This window comes from Streptomyces sp. NBC_01390 (genome assembly GCF_045040105.1).
In the GTDB taxonomy this organism is placed as follows: domain Bacteria; phylum Actinomycetota; class Actinomycetes; order Streptomycetales; family Streptomycetaceae; genus Streptomyces.
In genome coordinates, this window is the sequence record NZ_CP109551.1 from 79,286 (window position 1) to 104,289 (window position 25,004).

Genomic DNA, 25,004 nt, shown 5'->3' on the forward strand with positions numbered 1-25,004 from the left:
CCTGAAGGGCGTACGGGTCGGAGTGCATGCCGATCGGGACAGGTTCACCGGACGGGATCTCTCGCGGATCGTCGAACACCGCGGCGCCGAGGGGCTCTTCGGCACCTCCTCGGACGAGCCCCCTGCCGGATTGTCGTACGGTTGACCGATTCCACCCGCGTTACCGGCCACGATCGGCGGCTCACCACACCGGTGGACGTACAGCTGAGAGGAACCAATGCCACCGAACGCCAGGCGCACCACTTTGGCGGACATCGCCCAAGCGGCCGGCGTCTCCGTCGCGACCGTGTCCAAGGTGGTCAACGGCCGCGATGACGTGGCGTCGCAGACCCGCGCCCGGGTGCAGGAACTGCTGCTTCAGCACGACTACCTGGCACCCGTGTTCCGCCACACCGAGGCGATGGAAAGCCCGGTGATCGAGGTGCAGTTCCAGGGCAGCCTCAAGTCGTACGTGGCCGAGGCCCTCGACGGCATCATCGACTCCGCCGCCGAAGCAGGGGCCTCAGTGGCGATCAGCAAGGCGTCCCGCGCCCCGCACTGGGCCCGGGACCTGGTCTCAGCCGGGCGCCGCGCCCTCATCGCGGTCACCAGCGTGTATACCACCGCGCACCTGAAGGAGCTGGCCCGGGCCGGGCTGCCGCTGGTCGTACTGGACCCGCTGCACCTGCCCGACAGCCGGGTCAACAGCGTCGGGGCGACCAACTTCGCCGGCGGCCTGGCCGCGACCCAGCACCTGCTCTCCCTCGGCCACCGCCACATCGGCTATCTCGGCGGACCGGCCATGGCCGTGTGCAACCAGGCACGCATGCACGGCTACCGCGCCGCCATGGAGGCGGAAGGAGCGCCGGTACCCGACGCGTACGTCCGGCCCGGAGAATTCACGTACGGGACCGGCTTGCTCGGCGCCGCGGCACTGCTGGACCTGGAAGAGCCGCCGACGGCGATCTTCACAGGCAACGACGAGATCGCCCTCGGTGTCATCGAGACCGCCCGCACCCGAGGCCTGCGCATCCCCGAAGACCTGAGCGTGGCCGGCTTCGACGACACGCACCTCGCTCAGATGGCCTCACCGCCATTGACCACCGTGCGCCAGCCGCTACGGGAGATGGGCGGTGCCGCCCTGCGCACCGCCCTCCGACTGGCCAACGGTGAGAAGGTCGAGTCCCACCACATCGAACTCGCCACCGAACTCGTGGTACGTGCCTCAACGGCGCCGCCGACAGGTCGAGGCGGTGGAGGGTGAGCCCGTCGGGGATCAGGGCATGACCAAGGCGGGTCTTGCGCAGCCCGCGGTAGGAGATGGTGTCTGTCGGTGCGTCCCTCCCCTCTTCACGGCGCAGAGTTTTCGGCGCTATGCGGCGTTGCTGGGACGCTGAGGCAGTTGTGGATGGTGACCTGGTCGGTGCCAAGGTGCCGGGCCATCTCGGCGATGACGACCTCTGGAACGAACCGACTCCGCACCGGGCAGCGCAGGCTCTCGGCTTCCAGCCGCCGCCTGAGCCCGGACGTACCTGGAACTCGTGTCGGCGGGCTACTCGAAACGGCGGACCGCCTCGCGCAACTTGTCGTCGTCGTAGAAGCGCCGTGCCCAGTAGGAAATCCGGTTTGGCCAGGCGGATCGCGCCGATCCACCAGCACAGGTGGACGGCCAATGTACCGGGATCGCCTGGGAACATCTGCCGCAGGAACTCGGCTTCGGGTCGGGAATGGCATGCTGGCGCCGCCTGACCAAGTGGACCGAGGCAGGTGTATGACCCCACCTGCACGGGGTCCTCCTCGCCGAACTCCGCAGCGCGAATGCCCTCGATTTCTCCCGTGCAGCCGTCGACGGCTCCCACATCCGGGCGTTGAAGGGAGGCGCCAGGACTGGTCGAAGCCCGGTGGACCGCGGGAGGACGGGCAGCAAACACCATCTGATGGTGACTCAGGGGCCGGCCCTGCACGCCGACCGCGCTCCCCGGAGGAAGCGCGGGAACGGGCACCGTGGATGACGCTGAACGGCGCGGGAGGTTGCTGTCCGCGACGACGAGCCCCGCCGACCCGTCAATGACGCTGCCGGGCTGCCATCCACTGCCAGACGTGGGTTCCGTTGACGCTGGGGTCGTTGCGGGCGACGTAGATCCACGACCAGTGGCCGTCGAACTGGCGGCCGTTCCACACGACGTGGTCGTACAGCGTCATCAAGGAACCGGGGATCATGTCGTGCGCGTGCACGGTGTTGGCCGGCGGGTCCACGGTCGTGTCGTCACGGGAGGCGACGAGCCAAGTGGGGGTACTGATCCGGGCCAGATCGCTGTCGGGGACCAGGGGTGCACCGCCGGGCGGGAACGACGCGACGACGCCGCAGACCGGTACGGATGCGGCGAACAGAGCGGGGTAGACCGTGGTCATCTTCAGGCTCATGTAGCCGCCGTTGCTGCAGCCGGCCACATAGATCCGGTCGCGGTCGATGTGGTGGCGGCGGGTGACGTCGCTGATGATCTCGTGGATGAGGGGGGGCGAAGCGGGGGCCGTCCTCCATCCAGTACGAGGTGCTCTGCGGGGCGAGGACATAGGCGCCGTCGAAGATGCGCTGGGCTTCGGGGGTGGCGAAGCCCAGGGCGCCGCGGTTGGCGCGCAGGGGGGTCTCGTTGTCGTAGTAGTCGTTGGGCAGTGAGGCGCCCTCGCCTCCGCCGCCCCCGCCTCCCCACGCCGGGCGGCCGCCGCCGGAGCCCGGTGGTGATACGCGCACAGAACCCGACGCGGCGCCGCCGCACTGACACACCCCGGCACCGCGCAGGCAGGCACCTGATCCTCGATAGGCACCCCGGACTCTGCCGCCCAGGCTGCCAACTCCGCACCGGTGAAGGTCGGCCGCCCGGAGTGTTTGCGCCAGCCCTCGTAGTGGACAATGCACAGCCCCCGAGAGGAGGCCGGGTAGCCGCAATGGCGCCCCGCGCGCTCGACCGCGCAACGAGCCGGATCCTGCCCACTGGCGACCGCCAAACGCATGTGCGGGCGGGCCTCGAACCCCACCCGCCGCGCGAGCCGGTCGAACATGTCCTTCGCGGCCACGTACGTCATCGGCCGGCCCCGCCGCCCCGCATACAGGTTCACGAACACGCTGTTGCTCTCCACCTCACAAGGCAAGTGTGCGGCCCGCTCATGCAGATACTCGACGTACCCGTCGACCAGGTCCTCGGTCACCGGGATCCACCGCGAGAAACGTGATTTGGCCAGCGCCCCGTTGGCATTCAGCCTGCGCCGAACATGCACGTGCGGCCCCGCCACCTGGCAGCCCAGCATCGCGGAGTTCGACAGCAGGTGCATGTCCTGCCGGTGCAGCCCCGACGCCTCTCCGATCCGCATCCCAGTGCAGGCCAGCAGCGACACCAAGAAGCGGTCCCGGCCCCGAACAGCGGCCTTTCGGAGCTGCTCGATCTGCTCATCCGACAGCCACAGCGGGCCTTCCACCGCTGCGGCATACTTCAGCATCCGTGCCCGGACGCTGCGGAACTGGCCCTGTTCCCCCGGGTCGAATCCCGACGGCAGATACGCGAGATACCGCGGTTCCGTCAACGACGCCGCCACCTCGGCCGCCACCCAGCCCTGCCGGCTCCCGAACCGCAGGAACTCGCACACCGCGGTCATCACCGCGTTCGCCGTCGCCTCGGTACGAAACCGCGGCACCCCGCCACCGTCACGCCCACGCGCCGACAGTGGTTCGGCCACCAGCCAACGCAGGAACCGAGCCAGATCAAGCAGCCGCGGGCGAGCCCAGTCCACACCACTCGCCTCGCACCACGACAGGTACACCGCCACACGGCCGGCGTACACCCGCTCGGTGTTCGACGACCGGCCCCGCGCCCGCAGCCCCGCCAAGAACGCACACGACTCTTCGTGCAGTGAGAACCCGTCATCCACAACAACCCAGGCAATGGACCCATCCACCGGCCCCAGCACCCTCTCGGCGCGATACCCACCCATCATGATCACGAACATACCTAACGTCCCTACAGCTCTCGGATACTTGTCACGAGGCAGCCGGTCAGGGCCAAGTACTCATGTCCCTGCCGGACTGCAGGAGCTATAGATATCGCCTACGCAAGCGCGATCGCCACGCTCACACGGACCCAGAGCCGGATCCTCATCGACGCACCCTGACCGCCCAGCCATCGAACGGGACTGCCTCCCGGGGATCTCTCGGCGAGATCCCCGGGACGTGGCGAGCGACCCGGGACCGGCAGCCGGGCCAGTGGGTCCCCCGCACGCGCTCCCCCACCTTCTCCGTGAGCGGCTCCTGGCTCACCGTCCTGCAACTGTTGCAGCCCTCCCGCCGACTCGAGCAGGGCGTGGATGTATTCCCATCCCACAGTTCTCAATTTCAGAACCAACAGTTGTTGGATTTCTGGATCGACCATTTCTAGAGTGAGACCGCAGCGCCTCACCGCACCACGCACCGCGCCCCGGCGTCCGAGAAGAGGAACTCATGCAACATCACGTCCTCGGTGACCTGCTCGACGCGATGGGCTCGCGCCAATTCCATGGTCGGATCACGCCGACCCGATTGATGCAATACGGGGGTTGCTCGCCAAGGACGTCGCGATGATGACCGGAGTCAGAATTCGCAGCCGCACCCCTCTCTGGTTCAATCCTGACGACCAGTCCGCAAGCCCCTCCGCCTGAAGCCGTTCACGTCACAGCGAAAGAGCCCCATGAAGACCTTCACCCTGCCCGGCACCGACATGGTGGTCCCCAACGTCGTCCTTGGACTGATGCGCATCCAGGACATGACCGACGAGGCGGTGCGCACACTCGTGAACACTGCGCGCGACGCCGGCATCACCTTCCTCGATCACGCCGACGTCTACGGCTCGGACGACCACGGTTGCGAGCGTCGGTTCGCTGAAGCCATGAAACTCAGTTCGTCGGAGCGTGAGCAGTTCGTCATTCAGTCGAAAGCCGGCATCGTCAAGGACGGGCCCTACTTCGACTTCTCTCATCAGCACATCGTCGAGTCCGTGAACGGTTCACTCCGGGCACTGGACACCGACTATCTCGACATCCTGCTGCTGCACCGTCCCGACGCTCTCGTGGAACCGGAGGAGGTGGCCCGGGCCTTCGACGAGCTGGCGGCGGCGGGCAAAGTACGTGCTTTCGGCGTCTCCAACCAGACCCCCCGCCAACTCGACCTGCTGCGCAAGCACGTGACGCAACCCATCGTGGCGAACCAGCTCCAGCTGTCGATCACTCACGCCCCGATGATCGCGCAGGGCGTCGCCGCAAATATGCAGGACCTCGATCAGTCGGTCGTCCGTGATGACGGAATCGTCGACTACTGCCGCCTGCACGACATCACCATTCAGGCGTGGTCGCCTTTCCAAGCCGGATTCTTCGACGGACCGTTCATCGGTTCCGACCGCTTCCCCGAGTTGAACGCAGTGATCAACCGGCTCAGCGACAAATACGGCGTGCCGGCCGAGGCGATCGCGGTCGCCTGGATCACGCGCCATCCCGCGCAGATGCAGGTCGTCCTCGGCACGACCACGCCAGAACGCGTCACCGCCGCCGCGCTCGGTTCCGATCTCCCGCTCGCCCGCCCCGAATGGTACGAACTGTTCCGCGCCGCCGGATACAAGGTGCCGTAGCCTCTGCCCCTTCCGGACTAACCTCACCGGGAGCATCCGCGACCACACTCGCAGCCGATGACGTCTACACCCTCGCGCCGTACGCCAAGACGCTGGGCGTCGTGTTCGACGAGATGACCGCCGCCGGCGTTCGAGCCACGCTGGCGCACCATCTCTCCCTCTCCACGGTGGGCGACCGTCTTCACGGCGGAGCATGGGGCTCGCCGATGTGTGCGGGGCCGTGTGCGCCGCGCTCAACGAGGACGCGTGTTTCCGCGCCGGCCACCGTGGAGTCGACCACGCACTTCCTCCGCCCGGCCCGCGCGGACGTGGTCGCGACAGCGCGTCCTCTGCAGGTGGGGCGCAACACCGTCGTCGAGGTCGATGTCGACACCGAGGGCGAGTTGTGCGCCAGGGTGACGCAGGTGGTCACCGCCGTCGGTCAGAAGGCCTCCTGATGGCGATCCCTCTCCAGGGCTCACCTCCGTGACCACCTCCCTGGATCGCGCCGCCAAAGAGCAGGGCGGCCTGCTCCGCGACCAACTGCTCGACATCGCCGGCCGGACGCTCGAAGACGGTGACGCCGACGCGCTGACGATCCGCGCGGTGGCGACCAGCGCCGACGTCACGCCGCCGTCGGTCTATCTCCACTTCGCCTCGAAGCAGGAACTCGTCCACGCCACGTGTCTGCGCGTGTGGAGAACCCTGTTCGGCGAACTGGAAGCGGTGTCGTGGGGATCGCGGACCTGGTGACGGCGCTCCACGAGACCTGCGTCGCCTACATCGCCTTCGGGCTTCGCCACCCCGCCCAGTACCGGCTGGTGACGGACGGCGAAGCCACCGAGGCGAGCCGTCACAACGAGGACGCGTGTTTCCGCTACTTCCGGGACAAGGTCACCGCCTGCCGTGAGGCCGGCGTGCCGATGGAGAGCCCGACCGAAACGGCCAGAGTGCTGTGTTCCGCCGTACACGGCGCGGTGTCCCTCCTCATCCATCAGGAACGTGACGCCTGGCCTTCGGACACCGGCCGTTACGTGGCCCGCGCCGCGTCCTCAGCCGTCCACGGTGCGCTGCTCACCGCCTCTCGCACCCGCCCACCGTCGATGTCCGCGGTGACGCGGCCGGACTGAACCACGCGATGGCCTCCCCGGGGCACTGTCGGCATGACGGTGCCCCGGGGAGGCCTGCATTGTGCTCCTGATGGAGTCAGGTGCGGGTCCAGCGCTGGTTGCTGCCGCCCGAGCAGGTGTACAGCTGGATCTGAGTGCCGTTCGCGGTACCGTTCCCGACGGCGTCGAGGCAGAGACCGGACTGGACTCCGACGATGGATCCGTCGGAGTTGAGGCGCCACTGCTGGTTGGCGCCGCCCCAGCAGCTGTAGATCTGAACCTTGGCGCCGCTGCCGGTGCCGGCGGCGTCCAGGCACTTGTTGCCGTAAACCCTGAGCTCACCGGCGCTGGTGGACGTCCACTGCTGGTTGGTGGCGTTGTTGCAGTCCCACAGCTGGACCTGGGTGCCGTCGGTCTGGCTGGAGTTGGGAACGTCCACGCAGCGACCCGAACCGACACCCTTGATCTGTCCGCCGCCGCCCGACGGAGGCGGCGTGGTGGTGCCGCCGTTGAGTGTGTTGAGGACGGAGGTGTAGGCGGCCTTCTTGCTGCCGTCGCCGTTGAACAGCAGCGGTGTCTGCTCCGCCCGCCAGGAGTCGCTGTCGCGCACGCCCCAGACGGTGACGCCGAGGCAGCGCGAGACGGCCAGGCAGTCGTTCACCACGTTGGCGTACGTCGTGGGCGAGGCGCCCTGGATGTCCAGCTCGGTGACGGCCACGTCGACGCCGAGAGCAGCGAAACTCTGCAAGGTAGTGCGGTAGTTGCTGTTGTACGGGCTGTCGTTGTTGAAGTGCGACTGGAAGCCGACGCAGTCGATCGGTACTCCGCGCTGCTTGAAGTCCTTGACCATGTTGTACACGGCCTGGGTCTTGGCCCAGGTCCAGTTGTCGGTGTTGTAGTCGTTGTAGCAGAGCTTGGCGGCCGGGTCCGCGGCGCGCGCGGTGCGGAAGGCGACCTCGATCCAGTCGTTGCCGGTGCGCTGCAGGTTGGAGTCGCGCCGGGCACCCGAGTTGCCGTCGGCGAAGGCCTCGTTCACGACGTCCCACTGGGCGATCTTGCCTTTGTAGTGGGCCATCACGCCGTTGATGTGGTCGATCATCGCCTGGCGCAGGCTGCTGCCGCTGAGGCTCTGCATCCAGCCGGGCTGCTGGGAGTGCCAGGCCAGGGTGTGGCCGCGGACCTTCTTGCCGTTCTGCACGGCCCAGTTGTATACGCGATCGCCGGCGGTGAAGTTGAACTGGCCACGCTGCGGTTCGGTGGCGTCGATCTTCATCTCGTTCTCGGGCGTGACCATGTTGAACTCACGGTTCGCGATCGAGGTGTACGCCGAGTCGCCCAGTCTGCCCGAGGCGATGGCGGTACCGAAGTAGCGGCCGCTCTGCGCCGCGGCGGCCCCGAGGGTGCTTTCGGCGGCGTGTGCGGCCGGTGGCGTGACCAGCGTGGTGGCTACGCCGAGGCCGACGCTCAGTGCGAGCAGCGCACCGCGGATCCTCCGGCCGACACCGGATCTGGGTAGGGCGTACGAACCCATGGGCGTACCTCCAAATGGACGTCACGGACTGGCTGAAGTGCAGGCGGAAACCCCGGCCGCTCCCCCGCGACGGCAGGCGGGACGGGCCGAGCCCCGGGCAGCACGGGGACACCGGAGGAGGGGCTCGGTTCAGCTCGGCCGGGAAGTCCCCGAAGCCTGGTCGCCCCTCGGAGAAGGATGATTGAGGCGTTGACGGTGGATCGTCAATACATCCACGGAGAAAGTTTCCAATCCTGCTTCGAAACATTCGAACATCCGCTGCCCGTTCGGATGGACCGTTTGCAGACAGAACAGCCAAAGACCTTGACCAATGGGACCCGTATTTCTAACTTGTGGCGTCGAAGCATCCGCTGACGGTGTCGAATGTTTCGAAGAACCAACCGACCCCCACCCGACCGCTCCACGGTTCGCCGACCCAGCGCCGCCCCGTCCCCAAGGAGGCCCTCAGATGCGGTTACGCTCCCCGTCCACGGTCCCGCTCAGACGCCCTGCTCGCCGTCCTGGCGCCCCTGCTGCTGGTGGCCGCTTTCCTCGGCGCGCAGCCCGCCAGCGCGGCGACCGTAGGAGCGTCTCCGCAGCGTTCTCCGGGACCGAGCCGCAGACACGGAACTCCTAGCGGATGGGCTCGCCCGTGCCAGGCACCAGCGGCCCCGACCGCACCGGTCGGGACGCCCCGCGGCGGCAGCCGCTCTAGGCTGGAGGAGGCCGGTGAAGACCAGTCCCGGCGGACACCGCTGTCCGGACGGAGGTGTGACGCGTGACGCTCGCCGATGCTCAGGACGGCCCGACCGCCGTCGTCGTGGTCGATCTGGACGGCCGGGTCAGCGGCTGGAGCGAGGGAGGGTGTCAGCTGCTCGGCTGGACGGCGCAGGACACCGTCGGACGGCCGGTGACCGACCTGCTGGCCGCGGCTGCGCCGCCCGGCTTCCCCGGGAGCCACAACGCGGACGCCTCCGAGCCCGTCGCCCTGCGTCACCGGGACGGTCACACGGTGGACTCCGTGATCACGGCTCAGCCGTTGCGCGGCCCGCAGGGGCGGGTGCAGGGTCAGGTGGTCACCGTCCAGCGCTGGGATCGTCGCCCGGTCATCGCGGACCGAGCCTTCGAGCAGTGCCCCTTCGCACTGGGCGTCTACGACCCGGAGCTGCGGTTCCTGTGGATCAACGCCTCCTCGGGGCGGGTGATCGCACACTCCGAGGAACAGGTCGTCGGCAAGAAGTACCGCGAGGTGCTGCCCGAGTTCGACCGCTCGCTGTTTCCCGAACGGGACGACAAGCCCTACACCGACAAGCTCGCCGAGGTGGCGAGGACGGGCGTACCCGCGCGCCTGATCACCGTCTTCCGCCCGCTCGGGAGCAACTACGCCAACGCCTGGGCGACCAGTATCTGGCCCGTCCGGGATGCCGAGGGCAACGTGCGCGCGGTCGCCAACTGGGGATTCGACATGAGCGCCGAGTACTGGGCCCGGCAGCGGCTGCTTATCCTCAACGAGGCCACCACCGGCATCGGGCGCACCCTTGACGTCGTCGGCACCGCCCAGGAGCTGGCCACGACCTCCGTACCGGGGTTCACCGATCTGGTCACCGTGGATCTCTTCGACGAGGTGCTGCGCGGGGAGGAACCACCCTCACCGCCGACGATGAGCCGCGACGAACCCCTCATCCTCAGCCGTGCCGCCCGGCACGGCGCCACGGATGATGCCGATCGGTCGGCCGGGCCCGCGGTGCCGGTGCCGGTCACGCATGCGGTTCATTCCGTGACCGCCACCTCCATGGCCACCGGAAGATCCACCGTGGAACTCTCCGCCGATCCCGGCGTCGGCGGTGAATGGGCCTTCGGCCCCGGGCTGGCCTCAGACCCGGCCCACTGGCCGCCCGGCAACCCGGTGGTCGACAAGGGCGTCACGGCGGAAGGACTGACCGGCCGCATCACCGTGCCGCTCCGGGCCCGCGGCGCGCTGCTGGGCGTCGCCACCTTCTCCCGGCTCGACCGACCCGAGGCCTTCACCGCCGACGACCTGATCCTCGCCGAGCAACTCGCCGCCAAGGCGGCCGTCGCCATCGACAACGCCCGCCGGTACGTCCACCAGAGCACCACCGCGCTGACCCTGCAACGCAGTCTGCTTCCACAGCGGTTGCCCAACCAGGAAGCGGTCGAGGTGGCCTCGCACTACCTGCCCGCGGGGATCGACGCGGAGGTGGGCGGCGACTGGTTCGACGTCATCCCCCTGTCCGGCGCACGGGTCGCGCTGATCATCGGCGATGTCGTCGGCCACGGTCTGCACGCCTCGGCCACCATGGGCCGACTGCGCACAGCGGTGCGTACGCTCGCCGACGTCGACCTGCCGCCGGACGAGCTGCTGACCCATCTCGACGACCTGGTCCTCCACTTCGCCAGCGACCTCCAGCCCACCAGCCACTTCCAGACGACCGCCGAAACCGGGGCGACCTGCCTGTACACCGTCTACGACCCGGTCTCGCGCCACCTGACGCTGGCGAGCGCCGGTCATCCGCTCCCGCTGGTCATCGCTCCGGACGGCACCAGGATCCCGGTGTCCGTACAGCCGGGGCCGCCGCTCGGGATCGGTGGCCTGCCGTTCGAGGCGACCAAACTCGAGCTGCCCGAGGGCAGCCTGCTGGCCCTCTACACCGACGGGCTGGTGGAGAACCGCGAGCGCGACGTCGACCAGGGGATCGCCGAACTGCTGGGCCTACTGGACCACAGAGCTCCCTCACTGGAGACCCTGTGCGAGACGGTCATGGAGGCCATGCTGCCCGAACACCGCACGGACGACGCCGCGGTCCTGCTCGCGCGCACCCGTGCGCTGGATCTCCAGCACGTGGCCGACCGGGACATCGAGCCGGACGTCGCGGAGGTGTCACGCGCCCGGCAGTTCGCCGTCGACCAGGTGGAGGCCTGGGGGCTGGAGGAGACGGCGTTCGTCACCGAACTGGTCGTCAGCGAACTGGTCACCAACGCCATCAGGTACGGCGAGCCCCCCATCAGTCTCCGGCTGATCCGCGACACCGCCCTGATCTGCGAGGTCTCGGACTCCAGCAACACCGCACCGCACCTGCGCCGGGCGCGTGACTTCGACGAAGGCGGCCGGGGGCTGCTGCTGGTCGCCCAGCTCACCCAGGGGTGGGGCACCCGCCACACGCCCCACGGCAAAACCATCTGGTGCGCGCAGTCCCTCGCACACACCTCCGGCGAGACACCGCCGCCTCCTCCGGGTGAGTGATGGGCGTGGTGGCCAGGACCGGCCATGTGGATCACAAATCCGCGGCGGGCTTCAGTCATCCCGCTGGTCGACCTGCGCGGCACCGTGGACGAGATGATGATCCAGGTCGACGGATCCGTGAGAAGCCTTCGGGGAGATGGCGGCGCACGCCTGCACGCAGCCTGCCAGGGCTTCGGCGGCGCGCCGCCGACCTGCACGGAAACGGCGCAGGTAGGACCACGCCATGGGGCCCGGGGGCACGCCGCGGGCGAAGGCACGCATGTTGCGTTCGCCCGCGTTGTACCCCAGGGCCAGGAGTTCGTCGCGGGTGTACCGGCGCACATGGCCTGCCGGAAGCCTGCCGTCGAGGTCCTTCAGATGCAGCGCCGCCGCGCGGATGGCGAAGGCGGGGTCGTCCCGCAGATCCTGCCAGCGCTCGGACAGGCCGTGCCTCCGTCGTACCTGCTCGAAGGCCGCCTGATGCATGTTGGCCACCCCGAAGGACGCCTCCGGCTTCCACCACTGCCAAAGCCGCTTCAGCAGCGGATGGTGGGGCTTGTACGCCTCGTTGTACAGGACGCCCATCACCAGTCGAGGAGAGACACCAACCTCCTCGGCACTGCGCATCACCCCGCCGGCGTGATCACCCAGGTCTGGGGCCGACCGCGGCTATGCCGGCGACCGTCGAGGTCGGCGGTCGCACTTCAGTACATGAGAATCATTGGCCAAAGCGTGCAACCGTATGACCCTCACATTTGTCTCATACTGTGCCCACCAGTCCCCGACGTCTCATAGGGGGGCGTCATGTATACCCGCCATCGCCTCATGGCCATCACCGCGAGCGCACTCCTGCTGGCCGGCACCGCGGCGTCGGCCTCTGCCGCCGCCACGTCCCCGGCACCGTCCACGAGTCTCGTGGTCAACGCCAGGATCGCCGGTCACTGCTCCTTCGACCGCATCGTCATCGATGTGAAGGGCAAAGTGCCGCCGACCACCGTCACGCGTGTCAAGGAACTCCGCTACGACAGCTCGGGGAAGAAGGTCCCGCTGGCCGGGAAGCACTTCCTGGAGATCAAGCTCTCCCCAGCCGCAGCCCACAACAACGCGGGCAGGAACGTCTACAAGGGCCCGCGCCTGATCAAGCTGAATCTGCCGAAACTCAAGGGCTTCGCACTGACCGGCGACTTCGAGGGCGTCGTCACCTTCGGGGCCGCGTTCGACAGCAAACCCTCCTACACGACGAAGCAGCTACACCGCCCCGAGCGCTTCGTCCTCGACATCGCCCACCACAACACCTGCCGTTCCTCGCACTGAGCTCGATCTCGTCCCAGTTGCCGCGGGTGGCGTCGATCCGCAGGGGCGCGGCGTCCACGATCCCGCGTTCTCGTTCGTCGTCGCCCGTCTGGACGACGCCGCTGATCTCGTACTGGCCCCGTTTGATGTGGCCGGGGATGGGGTCGGCGGGGATGATGGCGACGTCCTCGTAGGCGGTGTGACCCCGGCCACGACCCTCGACCAGCGAGTGCTGCGCATACGCAGCTCCCCCGCCCCAAGCAGGCGATCTTCGCTCTGCTGATGGCCTATCAAGCACTGATCCATGCCGAAGCCGATGCTGCGCCGAATCACGTACAGCAGGGGGCGGGTGCCACGCACGGACCGTGCCGGATCCCTGCCGACGCCGGCGTCGTCAAGGGTGCGGCCAGGTCTCGGGAAGACCGTGCCCGCCGTCGGCGACCAACACCGATCCGGTGACGAATGATGCCGACTCGTGCGTCAGGAACAGGACACATGCCGCGATCTCGTCCGGGGTTCCGCTGCGTCCGAAGGGACCCGCAGCGGCCGCGGTCGCCTCGAACTCCAGCTGGGAGCCGGTCGTCACATAACCGGGGGCCACGGCGTTGACGGTGACGCCGTTGCCGACGGTCTCGAGAGCAAGAGCGCGGGACAGCCCCACCAAGCCCGCCCTTAGCGGCCGTGTAGGTGGCCTGGCCCGGCATCGCGTTGACGGTGCCGGTGGTGGAGCCGATCGACACGATGCGTCCGTACCCGGCCGCTGTCATGGCCGGCGTCACGGCGGCGGCACAGGAGGTCGTCAGGTTGCGGGCCAGGGCCGCGTTCCAGCCGGTCATGGAGAGGCGGGCGACGTCGTCGGCGGCGTCCCAGCCCGACGTCACGGATGTCATGCCGGCGTTGTTGACGAGTACGTCGATGCGGTCCCAGCGTTCCAGGGCGGCCTGCACCAGGGCGTTCGCGGCGCCGTCGACGGTGAGGTCGGCGACGACGCCGACGGCGGCGGGGCCGAGTTCCGCCGCTCGCTGGTGCACCCGCTCGGACATCGCGCCCAGGACGACACGGGCGCCCTCCTCGTCGAGGGCGCGGGCGACCGCGGCACCGATGCCGTCGGGGGCGTCGGCTCCCGTGACGATGGCTACTCGGTCCTGAAAACGCGTCATGGATTACCACCAAAGGTCGAGCAGGCTGGGGAGTCGGTGCGATGGGCGCGGCTGTGGTCGCGTCCACGCAGTGCGGGCAGGACGGTCGTCGTGTCGCGTCGGCTCGCCGCTGGGCATGGGTGAAGGTCAGGACGGGGTCATGCTCGCCGTGGCGCCAGGGGTGGGGGGCCACACCGGCGACGGCCCCGAAGACTGTGGCGGCACGGGCCGGGTCCCCGGCAGCGGTGAGGGCGTAGGCCAGGAGGTTGAGGTCGGCGAGGGCCGCCGCGTGCCTCAGTTGTCGCGCCGAGGTCCACTCTTGCAGGGCCCGGTCCAGGACGCGGGATGGCTCCGGTCCGCCCCACAGGCGGTCCGCCATCAGTCCATGGACTCCTTCCTCGACAGGGTTGCGTGGTAGCGGCCGATCAGCGCCGACACCGCCTGGAACACCAACCCGTGGCCCACCATGCTGAACGGCAACTTCACCGTCTTCTCCCACTACATCGACGGCATCGGCAAGTACGGCGAGGCACGCACCTCCTTGGCCGACCGGCCCGACGGTGAGGGCGAGTACATCTGGGACAAGTCCAACACCAAGCAGGGCTTCGAGTGGTTCGCCACCGCGACGATCGCCAAGCGCGCCAAGGACGCCAGCGACCTGCGCCCCTACACCCTGCTGTCCGGCTGGGCCGGCTTCGTGCCCGGCGTGAAGAGCACCGACTTCGTCCCCGAAGAGGGCGGCCACCCCGTCTACGGCGAGGACAACCTGTCCGCCCCGTGGAGCAACCCGCAGATCCAGCGGATCCAGGCCGCGTTCAACCCGGTCGCCGCGGTCGACCTGCCCTACTGGTCGGCCTCCGGCCAGTCGGACGCGGACGACACCTTCCCGCTCCCGAGTGCGGTGGATACCGTCGCCTACAACAAGAGCGTCACCCGGAACATCACCGTCTTCAACGACGATTTCAGCGGTACCTCCGTCAGCCTCAACTGGAAGGCGCGACTCGACCAGCCCGGCGGCACGGTCATTGCGTCCGGAAGCGAACCCCTCACCATCCCGCTCGGCTCCCGGGTCACCCAGCCGATCTCGTTCACCACGCCGGCCAGCGGCAGCCGCGTCTACCTGGAGCTGTCGACCACGAAGTCGGGCAACACCACGTTCACCGACTCGGTCGAGTACCTCAACCTGGGCAACCCGGCGACCAGTGTGGACGACGCCGCTTCCGCGGTGACCTACACCGGCAGTTGGGGTCACTCGACCGGCGAGAGCGGCCCGTACGCCGGCACGAACTCCTACAGCAACACCACGGGCGACGCGGCGACGCTGAGCTTCGTCGGCACTGGCGTCACCCTGCACGGCGTGACCGGGCCCAACCACGGCATCGTTTGCGTCTCCGTCGACGGCGGAACCGAGGCGCTGGTCGACGAGTACTCCGCCACCCGCACCGGCGACGTCTCGGTGTGGACCAGCCCCCGGCTCACCTCCGGCACGCACACGATCCGTGTGCGCGTCACCGGCACCCAGCGGGCGGCTGCGACGGACAAGTACGGCGTCGTCGACCGCTTCGAGATCGCCAACCAACCCGCGGTCGGCACGAACTACCGCATCGTCAACCGCAACAGCGGCAAGGCGCTCGCCATCGCCGGCAACTCGACTACGGACGGAGCGCTGGCCGTCCAGCAGACCGGTGGCGGCGCCTGGACCATCGACTCCGCCCCTTGGCTTCGTAGGTGACGGTTGACTCCACTTGTAGGTCACTTCTGACTCCGCCCGATGCCTGGGGGACCCGATTTTGTAGGTGAGAAATGACTCCACCTGGCGGTCCTGCTGCGGAGGGTTGACCGTGCTGTGGAACGTCGCGCAATTCCCCAGGGAGAAGTTCACGTAATTCCCCCGGGCATGGGCCTGGTTCGGGTCCAGGCTGTGGGGTCTGTGAGGCGATCGGCTGGGGTGGTGGCCACAGCTCACAGGCCGAGCGACACTGGCCTGTCGGGAAGGCCGCTGGAGATGAGTGTCGCCAGCGGATTGGCGAGATCGCGGGGCGAGAACAGGCCGGTGCCGTGGTAGTCGATGATGTCCTGCAGCCGCCACCACTTCAGCCCAGTGATGTTCTCGGCGGCGAGTTCATCGTCGGACAGCGCGCCGCGAGGGTTGAAGAATGCGGTGCGTATGAGGAAGTAGTCGTTGATCACACCGTCATAACCGGCCGCGTGTCCGGGGGCGATGACCTCTTGGTGCCATACGTGGGGCGGGTCAGCGTCGAGGGTGAGGCCCACCTCCTCGTGCAGATCCCGGCGCAGGGCCGTAAGAAGAGTTTCGCCGGTTTCGACGCCTCCGCCGGGGGCTGCCCAGACGACGATCGTCCCCTCTGGCTTCGGGATGGCGAACCGAGACAACAGGACGCGGTCGTCTTGGTCGAGGATGATCGCGCGGACTGCGTGGCGCAGGTTCACCGGGGACATCCGGGAACGATATCGGGCGTCGTCGTGGGCGGACGCTCCGGTGGACCACCGCAGGGTGATCGACCTGGCATGAACTATCCGGTCGGGGGCTTGCACGCCCGCGCCGGAAGGCATTGCGGGTAGCTTCCCCCCGGCCGTCCGCGGTGCTGCTGTACGCCCCGGCCACGACAGCACAAGGCCGAGAACGACACCAGCACCGCTCACGTTCGCCGTCCCCACGGGGAATCGTGACCGCGAGAGTGGGGAATTACGTGACGCTCAGACCATCGGAAGTGGGGAATTGCGTGAGCGTCGACAGTCCTTGAACAACGTGCCGGATCTTTCCGCCGCCCTCACGGCCGTACGACGTGTCCTGGTACCAGGTGGGCGCCTGGTCTTCACCGTCCCGCACCCCTGTTTCGAAGCACCGCATGCGACCTGGACGGCTGGCGCACAAGGACGTCCCCGCCGTGTAGTAGGCGACTACCACGTCGAGGGATTCTGGCGTTCGGACAACCCTCAAGGCGTACGCCGGGCGGGCAACCAGCACCGAATGCTGTCCACCTACCTCACTACCCTGGTCGGACACGGCTTCTTGATCGAAGCAACCGCAGAGCCAACTCCCAGCGCCCAGGTCGCGGCTGAACAACCGCAACGGGCCGGGCTGCCACCGTTCTTCCTCGTTCGGGCGAGCAGCAAGAAGTAACGCTCGCGCGGAATCAATCACGCATCCTGCAGTGAATCGTCGCACTCGCCGCCGCCATCTGGCACGACGACCCCACCGGCCAGCCGACCATGCGCGCACTGGCTGCCTACGACTACGACCCCAGCGGTGGGACGCGTGGCTTCCCGATGCCTTCAACGGCTCTCCGGCCAGAAGGACCCGACGCGCTCGACCTTGTAGGACGGTGCCGTCTTCGTCAGCCTGTGGCGACCGCGGCGGCGGCCTTCTGTTCGGCGCGGGCGCGGGTGACGGCCAAGCGGTAGGAGTCGGTGCCGGTCTCGATGATGTTGCCGCCGAACGTCAACCGGTCCACGATTGCCGCGCAGAGCCTTGGATCCGTGAAGGTTTTGGTCCAGCCTCCGAAGGATTCGTTGGAGGCGATCGCCACAGAATTCTTTTCCTCACGCTCCGTCAAAACCTGGAACAGCAGCTCCGCCCCGCGACGGTCAAGCTCCATATAGCCGAGTTCGTCAATCTATGCGGATATCCGCATAGATTGACCTATGCCGAGACCGCGACTATGCCGGAGCCGTGTGCGTTGTTCCGCTCCTTCGTGGGGTTTCGGCTGTGCATGGCTCTGCATAGTTTCCGTGCCGGGCAGCCTCCGTGAGCGAGGGGGCAGGGTGCTCCCGCGAGGGGGTGGCGATGCCGTTCGGAAGTACGCGTCGGAAGGCGGGTGTCCTGACCGCACAGGTCGAGGGCTACCGGGCATGGTTGGCGGAACGCGGGTACACGGCCCAGACCTCCAGGAACATGCTCAAGGATCTGGGGCAGGTGGGACTGTGGCTTTCGGAGCAGGTCCTCGATGCTGCTGATCTGGACGAGGGGCGGCTGAAGCAACACCTTTCCGACCTGCGGAAGTCGGGTCGTTGCCGGGTGGCTGGGCCGCGCGGCATGGTCCCGCTGCTGACGTTCTTGCGTGAGGCCGGAGTGGTGCCAGTGCCGCGGGTGACACCGTCGCCGGCGGAGGATCTGCTGGAGCGGTACAGGTGGTGGATGGAATCCGAGCGTGGCCTGTCGGCGTCGACGATGCTGCGCTACGGGAACACCGCCCGGCGCTTCCTGACCGAACAAGCGATGGCCGACGGGGAGTTCGCGCCGTACGGTCTGACCGGGGCGGACCTGAACGCGTTCCTGCTGCGGGAGTGTTCCAGGGTCTCGGCGGGCTCGGCGAAGGGACGGGTGGCCGAACTGCGATCCCTGATGCGGTTCCTGCACCTGCACGGCGTCATCCCGATGAAGCTCGGCGGCGCGGTGCCTCCGGTGGGCGGCTGGCGCTTCGCCTCCGTGCCGCCGACGATGGCGACCGGCGATGTTCAGCGGTTGTTGGACCACACTCCGCGCCAGGGAACGGTGGGCGTCCGCGACTACGCGATCCTGATGCTGGTCGCCAGGCTCGGGCTGCGCTCGATCGAGGTAGCCCGGCTATTGCTGAACGACGTGGACTGGCGTTGCGGCGAGATCGTTGTCCGCGGCAAGGGACGCCGTGAGGACCGGCTCCCCCTTCCGGCCGACGTCGGCGAAGCCTTGGTCGCGTACTTGTCCAGTGCAAGGCCCCGCCTGGATGCCCGTCACGTGTTCCTGACCTGCAGGGCTCCGCATGGTCCGATCCGGGCGGACCTGGTCGGCGACGTCGTGGAACGAGCCTGTCTGCGGGCCGGTTCGCCCAAGGTCGGGCCGCACCGGCTGCGCCATGCCCTGGCCGCCGACATGCTCCGCAACGGCGCCGGTCTCACCGCGATCGGCCAGGTTCTCCGGCATCAGGACCTGGCCACGACCGCGCTCTACGCGAAGGTCGACTTCATCGCGCTGCGCGCGGTCGCACAGCCCTGGCCCGGGACGGAGGCGGCATGACCGATCTCCACCAGGCGCTTGCTGACTACCTGCGGCTTCGCCGTTCGCTGGGGCACCAGATGGCCGAAGCGGCGTATCTGCTGCCGGACTTCGTGAGCTTCATGGACAACCGCGGCGAACAGACCGTGACCGTGGCCGCCGCGCTGGACTGGATGAAGACCCGCGAGCCCGAGGTGGTCACGACGGTCAGCCCTCGACGGATCACCGCGGTCCGCGGGTTCGCCCGCTATCTGAGCGGAACCGACCCGGCGACCGAGGTGCCTCCACTGGGGCTGGTGCCCTACAACCGGCGCCGGGGTCAGATCTTCCTCTACTCCGACGCCGACATCGCAGCGATCATGGCCGCGACCGAAGACACCATCCCTCAGCCATTGCGGGCGGCGACTTATCACACGCTGATCGGGCTGCTGGCCGCGTCCGGCCTGCGCATCGGCGAGGCCATCAAGCTGGACCGCGACGACATTGACTGGACCCAGGGCGTGCTGCACATCCGCGAGTCCAAGTTCGGCAAGTCCCGGCTGGTCCCGCTGCAGGACAGCGCCACGAACGCGCTGCGCGAGTACGACAGGCTTCGCAAGGATCTGATGCCCAGGCCCAAGGACCCCGCGTTCTTCATCTCCCTCACTGCCAAGCGGCTCATCTACGCCTGCGTTCATCCGGTCTTTCGGGCCCTGGTCGACGCCGTCGGCGTCGGCCGCGACGCCCCGCACAGACCGCGACTGCACGAGCTGCGACACACCTTCGCCGTTCGAACCCTGCTGCACTGGTATCGCACCGAGGACAACATTCAGGCACGGATCCCGTCACTATCGACCTATATGGGACACCGCGAACCGGCCTGCACCTACTTGTACTTGTCGGCGGCACCGGAACTGCTCGCTCTGGCCGCCGCCCGCCGCGACGGCGTCCGGAAGGCGGCCCGCTCATGACTCTGATCGCACCCACCTTGCAGGCATTCTTCATCGACCGGCTTGCCCGCCAGCGCCAGGCCAGCCCGCGTACCATCGCCGCCTACCGCGACGCACTCCGCCTCCTGCTCGGCTTCGTCCAGCAGCGGACCGGAATTGCTCCGGCGAAGCTGGACTGGAACGACCTGAACGCGGACGTGATCTCCACGTTCCTGAATCACCTGGAGGACGAGCGCGGCAACAGCACGAGAACGCGCAACGTCCGCCTGACCGCGATCCGCTCCCTGTTCTCCTACGCTGCCCTCCAACATCCCGAACACGCTCTGCTCATCCAGCGGGTCCTGGACATCCCGCCGAAGCGGTACGACAAGAGGACCGTCACGTTCCTGACCAGCCCAGAGGTCGACGCGCTGCTGACCGCGCCGGATCCGAAACGATGGGAAGGACGACGGGACAAAGCCATGCTGGCACTGGCTGTCCAGACCGGCCTGCGCGTCTCCGAGCTCACCAGCTTGAACTGCGGCGACATCACTCTGGGCGACGGCGCCGCCGTCCGCTGCGAGGGGAAGGGACGAAAGGAGCGCAGCGTCCCGCTCGACCGTCCCGTCCAGAACCTGCTGGGCTCCTGGCTCAACGAACGCGCCGGCCGCAGTGGCGACCCCCTGTTCTGCACCCGCACCGGCCGGCGCCTCAGTCGCGACGCCGTCGCGCAACGCTTGAGCACCCACGCCAAGACCGCGGCGCGAACCTGCCCGCCTCTGCTGGACAAGAGCATCCACCCGCACGTCCTGCGGCACAGTTGCGCGATGTCGTTGTTGCAGGCCGGAGTGGACACCACGGTGATCGCGCTCTGGCTCGGCCATGCCGGCGTCCGCTCCACCGACGCCTACGTCCACGCCGACATGACCATCAAGGAGAAGGCGCTCGCGCTGACTGCGCCCGTCACCGCCCGGCCGGGCCGCTACCGGCCCACCGACAAAGTCTTGGCCTTCCTCGACCGCTTGTGACTATGCCGAGGAAACTCAAATGGTTTGCTTCCCCGAGGCCGGGCTGGGAGTGTCGGAGCGACATACGGGCAGTCGAAGGAGCAGACGGTGGCGCTGGTCAAGAAGGGTTCCCGGCGCATCGTCGTGGACGGCGTCACCTACCGCTGGCGCGTCCGCCACAAGCCGACCTACTGCCAGTCAAACGGCTGGGGTCCGCTGACGTTCGCGGTCGAGGACGCCACCGTCCCGGGAACCGTTCTCGTCGTCGAGACCGGCTCGCACCACCCCGAGAACTGGTTCGGTCTGACGACCAGGCCGGTCGTTCCCGCTGATGTCGCCCAGGCCATCCGGACCGCCCTCGCGCAGGGATGGACGCCACTCGCCAACGGATCACCCTTCCATCTCGACGTCTCAAACGCAGACCAGACAGGCGAGGATGCAACCGTCGCCAGCGGATTGTCGGCATAGTCGCGGTCTCGGCATAGATCAATGCACAAAAGATCGACGCGGCCGTAGCGGGCGATGGTCTTGGCCAGCAGCTTCTCGTCGGCGGCCTCGACGAGCTCGTTGACGAGCTTGGTGGCCAGCACGTACTTCACCCGGTACTCGTGCATCGCCGCCTCGGTGCCCAGCGCGATGAGCAGGTGTGACTTGCCGGTTCCGCTGTCGCCGATCAGGCACAGCGGCAGGCCCTTCTTGACCCAGTCGCACTTGGCGAGGGTGTGGATGGCGGCCGCGTCGATGACCGGGTTGGCGTCGAAGTCGAACTGCCGGAGCGATTTCTCGCGTGGGAAACCGGCCGCCTTGATCCGGCGTTCCGAGCGGCGGCGTGCCCGGTCGTCGCATTCGGACAGCAGCAGTTCGGCCAGGAACCCGCGGTAGACACCTAAGGCGCTTAACTCGTCAAGCCGAGCAGCTGTGTGCGCCTGGGGAATCGAACACTGTTGGCTCGCTGTCTTGGCTTGCGTGCGGATCGCCGGTCGGGCAAGAGTGCGGTTGACGCAGAGCTCGGGGCTTATGGCGGCGGGACGGGGGACAGACAGGTGTGCAGGATGGATGTGGCCGCCAAGGAGGCGGCGATCGCTCGGTTTCTCCACGAGTATCCGCAGGCAGCTGATGCCGGCCGTGGGCATCCTGCCCTCCACGGGTGTGAGGAGGTCCGCTGGTCGGAGTTTTCCGGGTGCCCTGCCGCGATCCCAGTCCTGCTGTACGGCCTGCTCGATCAGGCTGCCGCGGCCGAGGCCCAGCGTGTGCTCACCAACACCATGTTCAGCATCGCCGAGATGAATCCGGCCATGCCGGTGGTCCTGCCGTTCCTGCTTCGTCTCGCAGGCGACCCGCAGGTTCCTGAGCGGTCCGGACTACTGGACCGTCTGGTCACTTGAGGGGCCCCGAAGTTTCCGGACAGGCACCCAATAGGGTTGTCCTGGACAAGGAAACGAGGAAGAAGTGGCGCCACCCAGTAAGTACTCGCCGGAGTTCCGTGAGGAAGCCGTCCAGATCGCGTTGAGGTCGAGCAAGACGATCTCCGAAGTCGCCCGGGAGCTTGAGCTGAACTCGGAGACGCTACGCGGCTGGGTGAAGAAGCATCAGAAGCAGCAGGAACCGGCTCCCGACGCGGAACTGACGGTGAACGAGCGGGCACGCCTGAGGGAACTCGAACGACGTAACCGTGAGCTGGAGATGGAAAATTCTTTCCTGAAAAAAGCCGCAGCGTACTTCGCGAAGGATCCCCGGTAGCAGGCAAGTACGAGTTCATCGACGAGATGCGGCTCGACACCGAGGAGTACGCATACAGCGTCGAGTTCATGTGCGGTCGGCTCGGCGTATCCAGATCCGGCTACTACGACTGGAGATCCCGCCCGGAATCCGCGACAGTCCAGCGGCGCGAAGAATTGAAACTGCTCATCGAGAAGGTCTTCGACATGTCCGACAGCACCTACGGGCACCGGCGCGTCCAGGCCCAGCTGGACCGCTGGGGCGTCGCCGCGGGCGTGGAGCTGGTCCGCCGCCTCATGCGTGAACTGGACCTGGTGCCTTGCCAGCCACGCCCGAAGAGGTTCAACCTCACTCAGACTGCGGCTGGCTTGGTGCCAGACCTCGTCGGCCGCGACTTCACCGCGGCTGCGCCTGGTGAAAAGCTCGTCGGCGACATTACCTATATCGCGACCGGGGAAGGCTGGCTGTACCTCGCGACAGTCATCGACTGTTGCACGAAGGAAGTGATCGGCTACGCAATGGACGACCACTACCAAACTCCGTTGATATCCAGGGCGATCCGCAACGCGGCACGGAACAGGAAGCTCTCGGCCGGCGCGATATTTCACTCCGACCGGGGCAGCAACTACATGTCATCCGAGTTCGGGAGGACGCTCGACCGGTTCGGGCTCCGCAGATCATCTGGCCGCACCGGAATCTGTTTCGACAACGCCATGGCCGAATCATTTTTCGGCGCCCTGAAGAATGAGCGCGTATCAAGGGTGACTTACCTGACCCGCGAGGCCGCCCGGCAGGACATCACTCGCTACATCGAATTCTGGTACAATCGCAAGCGCCTCCACTCGGCGGTGGGTTACCGCCCTCCGCGCGAAGTCCACGCCGAGTACGAGAAGTTGCGAATCGCCGCATGAAATAGACGGTCAGAAGCCTGTCCGGAAACCGCGAGACCCCTCAACTGTCGCCGACTACTCCGAGCCGATCGATTCCGGCAACGAGGCCATGGCGCTGTGGTTCGGCAACGACAACGATCACCCCGAGCGCGAGCAGTGCAGGGCCGTGTTCGAGCAACACGCGACTGTGGTGGCGATGCTGCCGGAAGGCCTGATCAACCCGGACAGCCGGGCGAAGCTTCGGCAGGCCGCCGGACTTCTGTGAGATCCCCGCGCTCAGGCCACCCGCGCGACCGCAGAGACTGGGGCAGGAAAAGCCACGGCTTCGTCGAAGCGGCGGCCGTGCTGGAGACAGTGGTAGAGCTGTCCGAGCAGGCGATTGAAGAGGTTGCGCTGGGCGGATGCGTGCCAGTCTCCGTGATCGTCGCGACGCCGGCGGTAGTGCATCTTGGCTCCAGGCGAGGCGTTGGGTGCGGAGAAGGCCCAGAGATAGCCGACGTGGTTCAGTCGGTCGTTTTTCACCCACCGCCGGGTGACGCTCGACTTTTTGCCTGAGGCGCGAGTGATGGGTGAGGCGCCGGCGTATGCCTTCAGTCCGCGGGCGTCTGCGAAGCGCTGGCGGTCGTCTCCGATCTCGGCGAGCACCCGGGCGCCGAGCTGGATGCCGAGGCCGGGAAAGCTGAGGATGATCTCAGCATCCGGGTGCTCAGGGAACGCTTCATCCACCGCCTCTTCGAGGTCGTCGGCGGCCTTGGAGGCGGCTTCCAGCTGAAGCAGGAGGGCGAGCATCTGCCTGCCGAGTGCATCTTCAACCAGCTGAGGTTGGTGAGCCCAGTCGGCTCGGAGGATGTCACGGAGCCGGTCAGCCTCCGCGGCGATGCCGCGTTGGCGGCCGGCTCGCTTGAGGGCGGCCTGAAGCTGTGCGCGGGTCAGCTCTGCGGCTCGCGTCGCAGTGGGGGCGAGGCGGAGAAGTTCGCGGGCCTCGGGCCGGCACAGGCCCTTCTTCCACGACTCAACGGCCATCAAAGCCGCGGGGTAGTACTCCCTCAGCAGGGAGCGGAGTTGGTTGGCTATCTGCTGGCGGTTCCAGACAGCATCCTGCTGGGCGCGAGCGAGAACCGTGACGGCACGGGCCAGCTCACTGTCCTGCGGCAGTGGCCGGTGGGCATGCATGTCGGTGCGCAGGATGTTCGCCAGGACCAAGGCGTCACCGGGGTCGGACTTCTTGCGGGAGACGGCATGCCGGTCGCGATAGCGGGCTGCGGCCATCGGATTGATCGCGAATATCTTGCGCTTGCCCGTCCGCAGCACCGCGACCAGCAGGCCACGGGAGGTTTCGATCGCAACTGGGATCGGGTTCTCCTCGGTGTCGCCGTACTCAGCCAGCAGATCCAGGAGCACCCGATAGCCGGCGGCATCGTCGGTGATGTGCCGTTTGGCGACGAGTTGGCCGCTGTCGTCGACCAAGGCAACGTCATGGGTACGTTCGGCCCAATCAATCCCGCAGTAGATCAAGGCTTTCCTTCCGCCGTAGCTCTGTCCTATCCACGAGCTCATGCGGGCCACGCAGCGACCTAATCCCAGGA

General features: G+C 67.6%; 21 protein-coding genes and 3 pseudogenes. 15 read left to right on the forward strand and 9 right to left on the reverse strand.

Annotated features, from left to right (window positions below; genetic code table 11):
- The first annotated feature begins 217 nt into the window (after positions 1 to 217).
- Positions 218 to 1,243, forward strand: coding sequence for a LacI family DNA-binding transcriptional regulator (locus OG241_RS00390; protein WP_405812718.1), 1,026 nt, complete (start codon positions 218 to 220; stop codon positions 1,241 to 1,243).
- A gap of 412 nt (positions 1,244 to 1,655) precedes the next feature.
- Positions 1,656 to 1,919, forward strand: a pseudogene (locus OG241_RS00395) (transposase); the annotation flags it as partial.
- A gap of 124 nt (positions 1,920 to 2,043) precedes the next feature.
- On the opposite strand, the gene OG241_RS00400 reads toward OG241_RS00395, so the two are convergent.
- On the reverse strand, positions 2,044 to 3,981 hold the full coding sequence (locus OG241_RS00400; protein WP_405812719.1) for a tyrosine-type recombinase/integrase: 1,938 nt from the start codon (positions 3,979 to 3,981) through the stop codon (positions 2,044 to 2,046).
- A gap of 713 nt (positions 3,982 to 4,694) precedes the next feature.
- Between OG241_RS00400 and OG241_RS00405 the strand changes: the two genes are divergently transcribed.
- From OG241_RS00405 to OG241_RS00420, 4 genes are read left to right on the forward strand one after another with little or no spacing between them, the layout of a single operon-like run.
- Entirely contained in the window at positions 4,695 to 5,627 is a 933-nt protein-coding gene (locus OG241_RS00405; RefSeq protein ID WP_405812721.1) for an aldo/keto reductase family oxidoreductase, read from the forward strand.
- A complete protein-coding gene (locus OG241_RS00410) occupies positions 5,585 to 6,064 on the forward strand; it encodes a PaaI family thioesterase (protein ID WP_405812723.1) in 480 nt (159 codons plus the stop codon). Before OG241_RS00405 ends, OG241_RS00410 begins: the two co-directional genes overlap by 43 nt.
- A gap of 28 nt (positions 6,065 to 6,092) precedes the next feature.
- On the forward strand, positions 6,093 to 6,359 hold the full coding sequence (locus tag OG241_RS00415; RefSeq protein WP_405812725.1) for a TetR/AcrR family transcriptional regulator: 267 nt from the start codon (positions 6,093 to 6,095) through the stop codon (positions 6,357 to 6,359).
- Positions 6,338 to 6,736, forward strand: a complete 399-nt coding sequence (locus tag OG241_RS00420; RefSeq protein WP_405812727.1) for a TetR-like C-terminal domain-containing protein — start codon at positions 6,338 to 6,340, stop codon at positions 6,734 to 6,736. The genes OG241_RS00415 and OG241_RS00420 overlap by 22 nt, the downstream gene beginning before the upstream one ends.
- A gap of 76 nt (positions 6,737 to 6,812) precedes the next feature.
- Here OG241_RS00420 and OG241_RS00425 read toward each other — a convergent pair whose 3' ends face one another.
- A complete protein-coding gene (locus OG241_RS00425) occupies positions 6,813 to 8,246 on the reverse strand; it encodes an endo-1,4-beta-xylanase (protein ID WP_405812728.1) in 1,434 nt (477 codons plus the stop codon).
- A gap of 757 nt (positions 8,247 to 9,003) precedes the next feature.
- On the opposite strand from OG241_RS00425, the gene OG241_RS00430 reads away from it, so the two are divergent.
- Positions 9,004 to 11,487 (forward strand): SpoIIE family protein phosphatase, encoded by a 2,484-nt coding sequence (locus OG241_RS00430; RefSeq protein ID WP_405812730.1) that lies wholly within the window; start codon positions 9,004 to 9,006, stop codon positions 11,485 to 11,487.
- 51 nt (positions 11,488 to 11,538) lie between these two features.
- Here OG241_RS00430 and OG241_RS00435 read toward each other — a convergent pair whose 3' ends face one another.
- Positions 11,539 to 12,096 (reverse strand): lytic transglycosylase domain-containing protein, encoded by a 558-nt coding sequence (locus OG241_RS00435; RefSeq protein WP_405812731.1) that lies wholly within the window; start codon positions 12,094 to 12,096, stop codon positions 11,539 to 11,541.
- A 174-nt stretch (positions 12,097 to 12,270) separates the two neighbouring features.
- Between OG241_RS00435 and OG241_RS00440 the strand changes: the two genes are divergently transcribed.
- Positions 12,271 to 12,780, forward strand: a complete 510-nt coding sequence (locus OG241_RS00440; protein WP_405812732.1) for a hypothetical protein — start codon at positions 12,271 to 12,273, stop codon at positions 12,778 to 12,780.
- 373 nt (positions 12,781 to 13,153) lie between these two features.
- Here the strand turns inward: OG241_RS00440 and OG241_RS00445 are convergent, their stop codons facing one another.
- Together OG241_RS00445 and OG241_RS00450 are read right to left on the reverse strand one after the other, a co-directional pair.
- Positions 13,154 to 13,420, reverse strand: coding sequence for an SDR family oxidoreductase (locus OG241_RS00445; protein WP_405825972.1), 267 nt, complete (start codon positions 13,418 to 13,420; stop codon positions 13,154 to 13,156).
- A gap of 1 nt (position 13,421) precedes the next feature.
- Positions 13,422 to 13,919, reverse strand: a pseudogene (locus OG241_RS00450) (SDR family NAD(P)-dependent oxidoreductase); the annotation flags it as partial.
- A gap of 445 nt (positions 13,920 to 14,364) precedes the next feature.
- Between OG241_RS00450 and OG241_RS00455 the strand changes: the two are divergent.
- A complete protein-coding gene (locus OG241_RS00455) occupies positions 14,365 to 15,630 on the forward strand; it encodes an RICIN domain-containing protein (RefSeq protein WP_405812734.1) in 1,266 nt (421 codons plus the stop codon).
- A 230-nt stretch (positions 15,631 to 15,860) separates the two neighbouring features.
- Here OG241_RS00455 and OG241_RS00460 read toward each other — a convergent pair whose 3' ends face one another.
- Positions 15,861 to 16,358 carry an NUDIX domain-containing protein gene (locus tag OG241_RS00460; protein WP_405812735.1) on the reverse strand — a complete coding sequence of 166 codons (498 nt, stop codon included), beginning with the start codon at positions 16,356 to 16,358 and terminating at the stop codon, positions 15,861 to 15,863.
- 899 nt (positions 16,359 to 17,257) lie between these two features.
- Positions 17,258 to 17,536 (reverse strand): annotated as a pseudogene (locus tag OG241_RS00465) (ATP-binding protein); the annotation flags it as partial.
- Positions 17,537 to 17,706: 170 nt separating this feature from the next.
- On the opposite strand from OG241_RS00465, the gene OG241_RS00470 reads away from it, so the two are divergent.
- From OG241_RS00470 to OG241_RS00480, 3 genes are read left to right on the forward strand one after another with little or no spacing between them, the layout of a single operon-like run.
- Complete coding sequence (locus OG241_RS00470; RefSeq protein WP_405812736.1) at positions 17,707 to 18,915, forward strand: site-specific integrase; 1,209 nt, start codon at positions 17,707 to 17,709, stop codon at positions 18,913 to 18,915.
- The gene (locus tag OG241_RS00475; RefSeq protein ID WP_405812737.1) at positions 18,912 to 19,844 is read left to right on the forward strand and encodes a tyrosine-type recombinase/integrase; all 933 of its coding nucleotides are present in this window, start codon (positions 18,912 to 18,914) and stop codon (positions 19,842 to 19,844) included. Before OG241_RS00470 ends, OG241_RS00475 begins: the two co-directional genes overlap by 4 nt.
- Positions 19,841 to 20,830 (forward strand): tyrosine-type recombinase/integrase, encoded by a 990-nt coding sequence (locus tag OG241_RS00480; RefSeq protein ID WP_405812739.1) that lies wholly within the window; start codon positions 19,841 to 19,843, stop codon positions 20,828 to 20,830. The genes OG241_RS00475 and OG241_RS00480 overlap by 4 nt, the downstream gene beginning before the upstream one ends.
- 167 nt (positions 20,831 to 20,997) lie before the next feature.
- On the opposite strand, the gene OG241_RS00485 is transcribed toward OG241_RS00480, so the two are convergent.
- A complete protein-coding gene (locus OG241_RS00485; RefSeq protein WP_405825974.1) occupies positions 20,998 to 21,852 on the reverse strand; it encodes an ATP-binding protein in 855 nt (284 codons plus the stop codon).
- Positions 21,853 to 21,861: 9 nt separating this feature from the next.
- On the opposite strand from OG241_RS00485, the gene OG241_RS00490 reads away from it, so the two are divergent.
- The 3 genes from OG241_RS00490 (at position 21,862) to OG241_RS00500 (ending at position 23,683) form a co-directional block, all read left to right on the forward strand.
- Positions 21,862 to 22,194, forward strand: coding sequence for a hypothetical protein (locus OG241_RS00490; RefSeq protein ID WP_405812740.1), 333 nt, complete (start codon positions 21,862 to 21,864; stop codon positions 22,192 to 22,194).
- A gap of 64 nt (positions 22,195 to 22,258) precedes the next feature.
- Positions 22,259 to 23,439 (forward strand): IS3 family transposase gene (locus tag OG241_RS00495; RefSeq protein WP_405812709.1). Its coding sequence is split into 2 segments (ribosomal slippage): positions 22,259 to 22,523 and positions 22,523 to 23,439, totalling 1,182 coding nucleotides; the frame shifts between segments, so codons are not numbered across the junction.
- An 88-nt stretch (positions 23,440 to 23,527) separates the two neighbouring features.
- Positions 23,528 to 23,683, forward strand: a complete 156-nt coding sequence (locus OG241_RS00500; protein WP_405812741.1) for a hypothetical protein — start codon at positions 23,528 to 23,530, stop codon at positions 23,681 to 23,683.
- Between the two features lie 11 nt (positions 23,684 to 23,694).
- Here the strand turns inward: OG241_RS00500 and OG241_RS00505 are convergent, their stop codons facing one another.
- Positions 23,695 to 24,975 carry an IS110 family transposase gene (locus tag OG241_RS00505; protein WP_405825976.1) on the reverse strand — a complete coding sequence of 427 codons (1,281 nt, stop codon included), beginning with the start codon at positions 24,973 to 24,975 and terminating at the stop codon, positions 23,695 to 23,697.
- Positions 24,976 to 25,004: the final 29 nt, after the last annotated feature.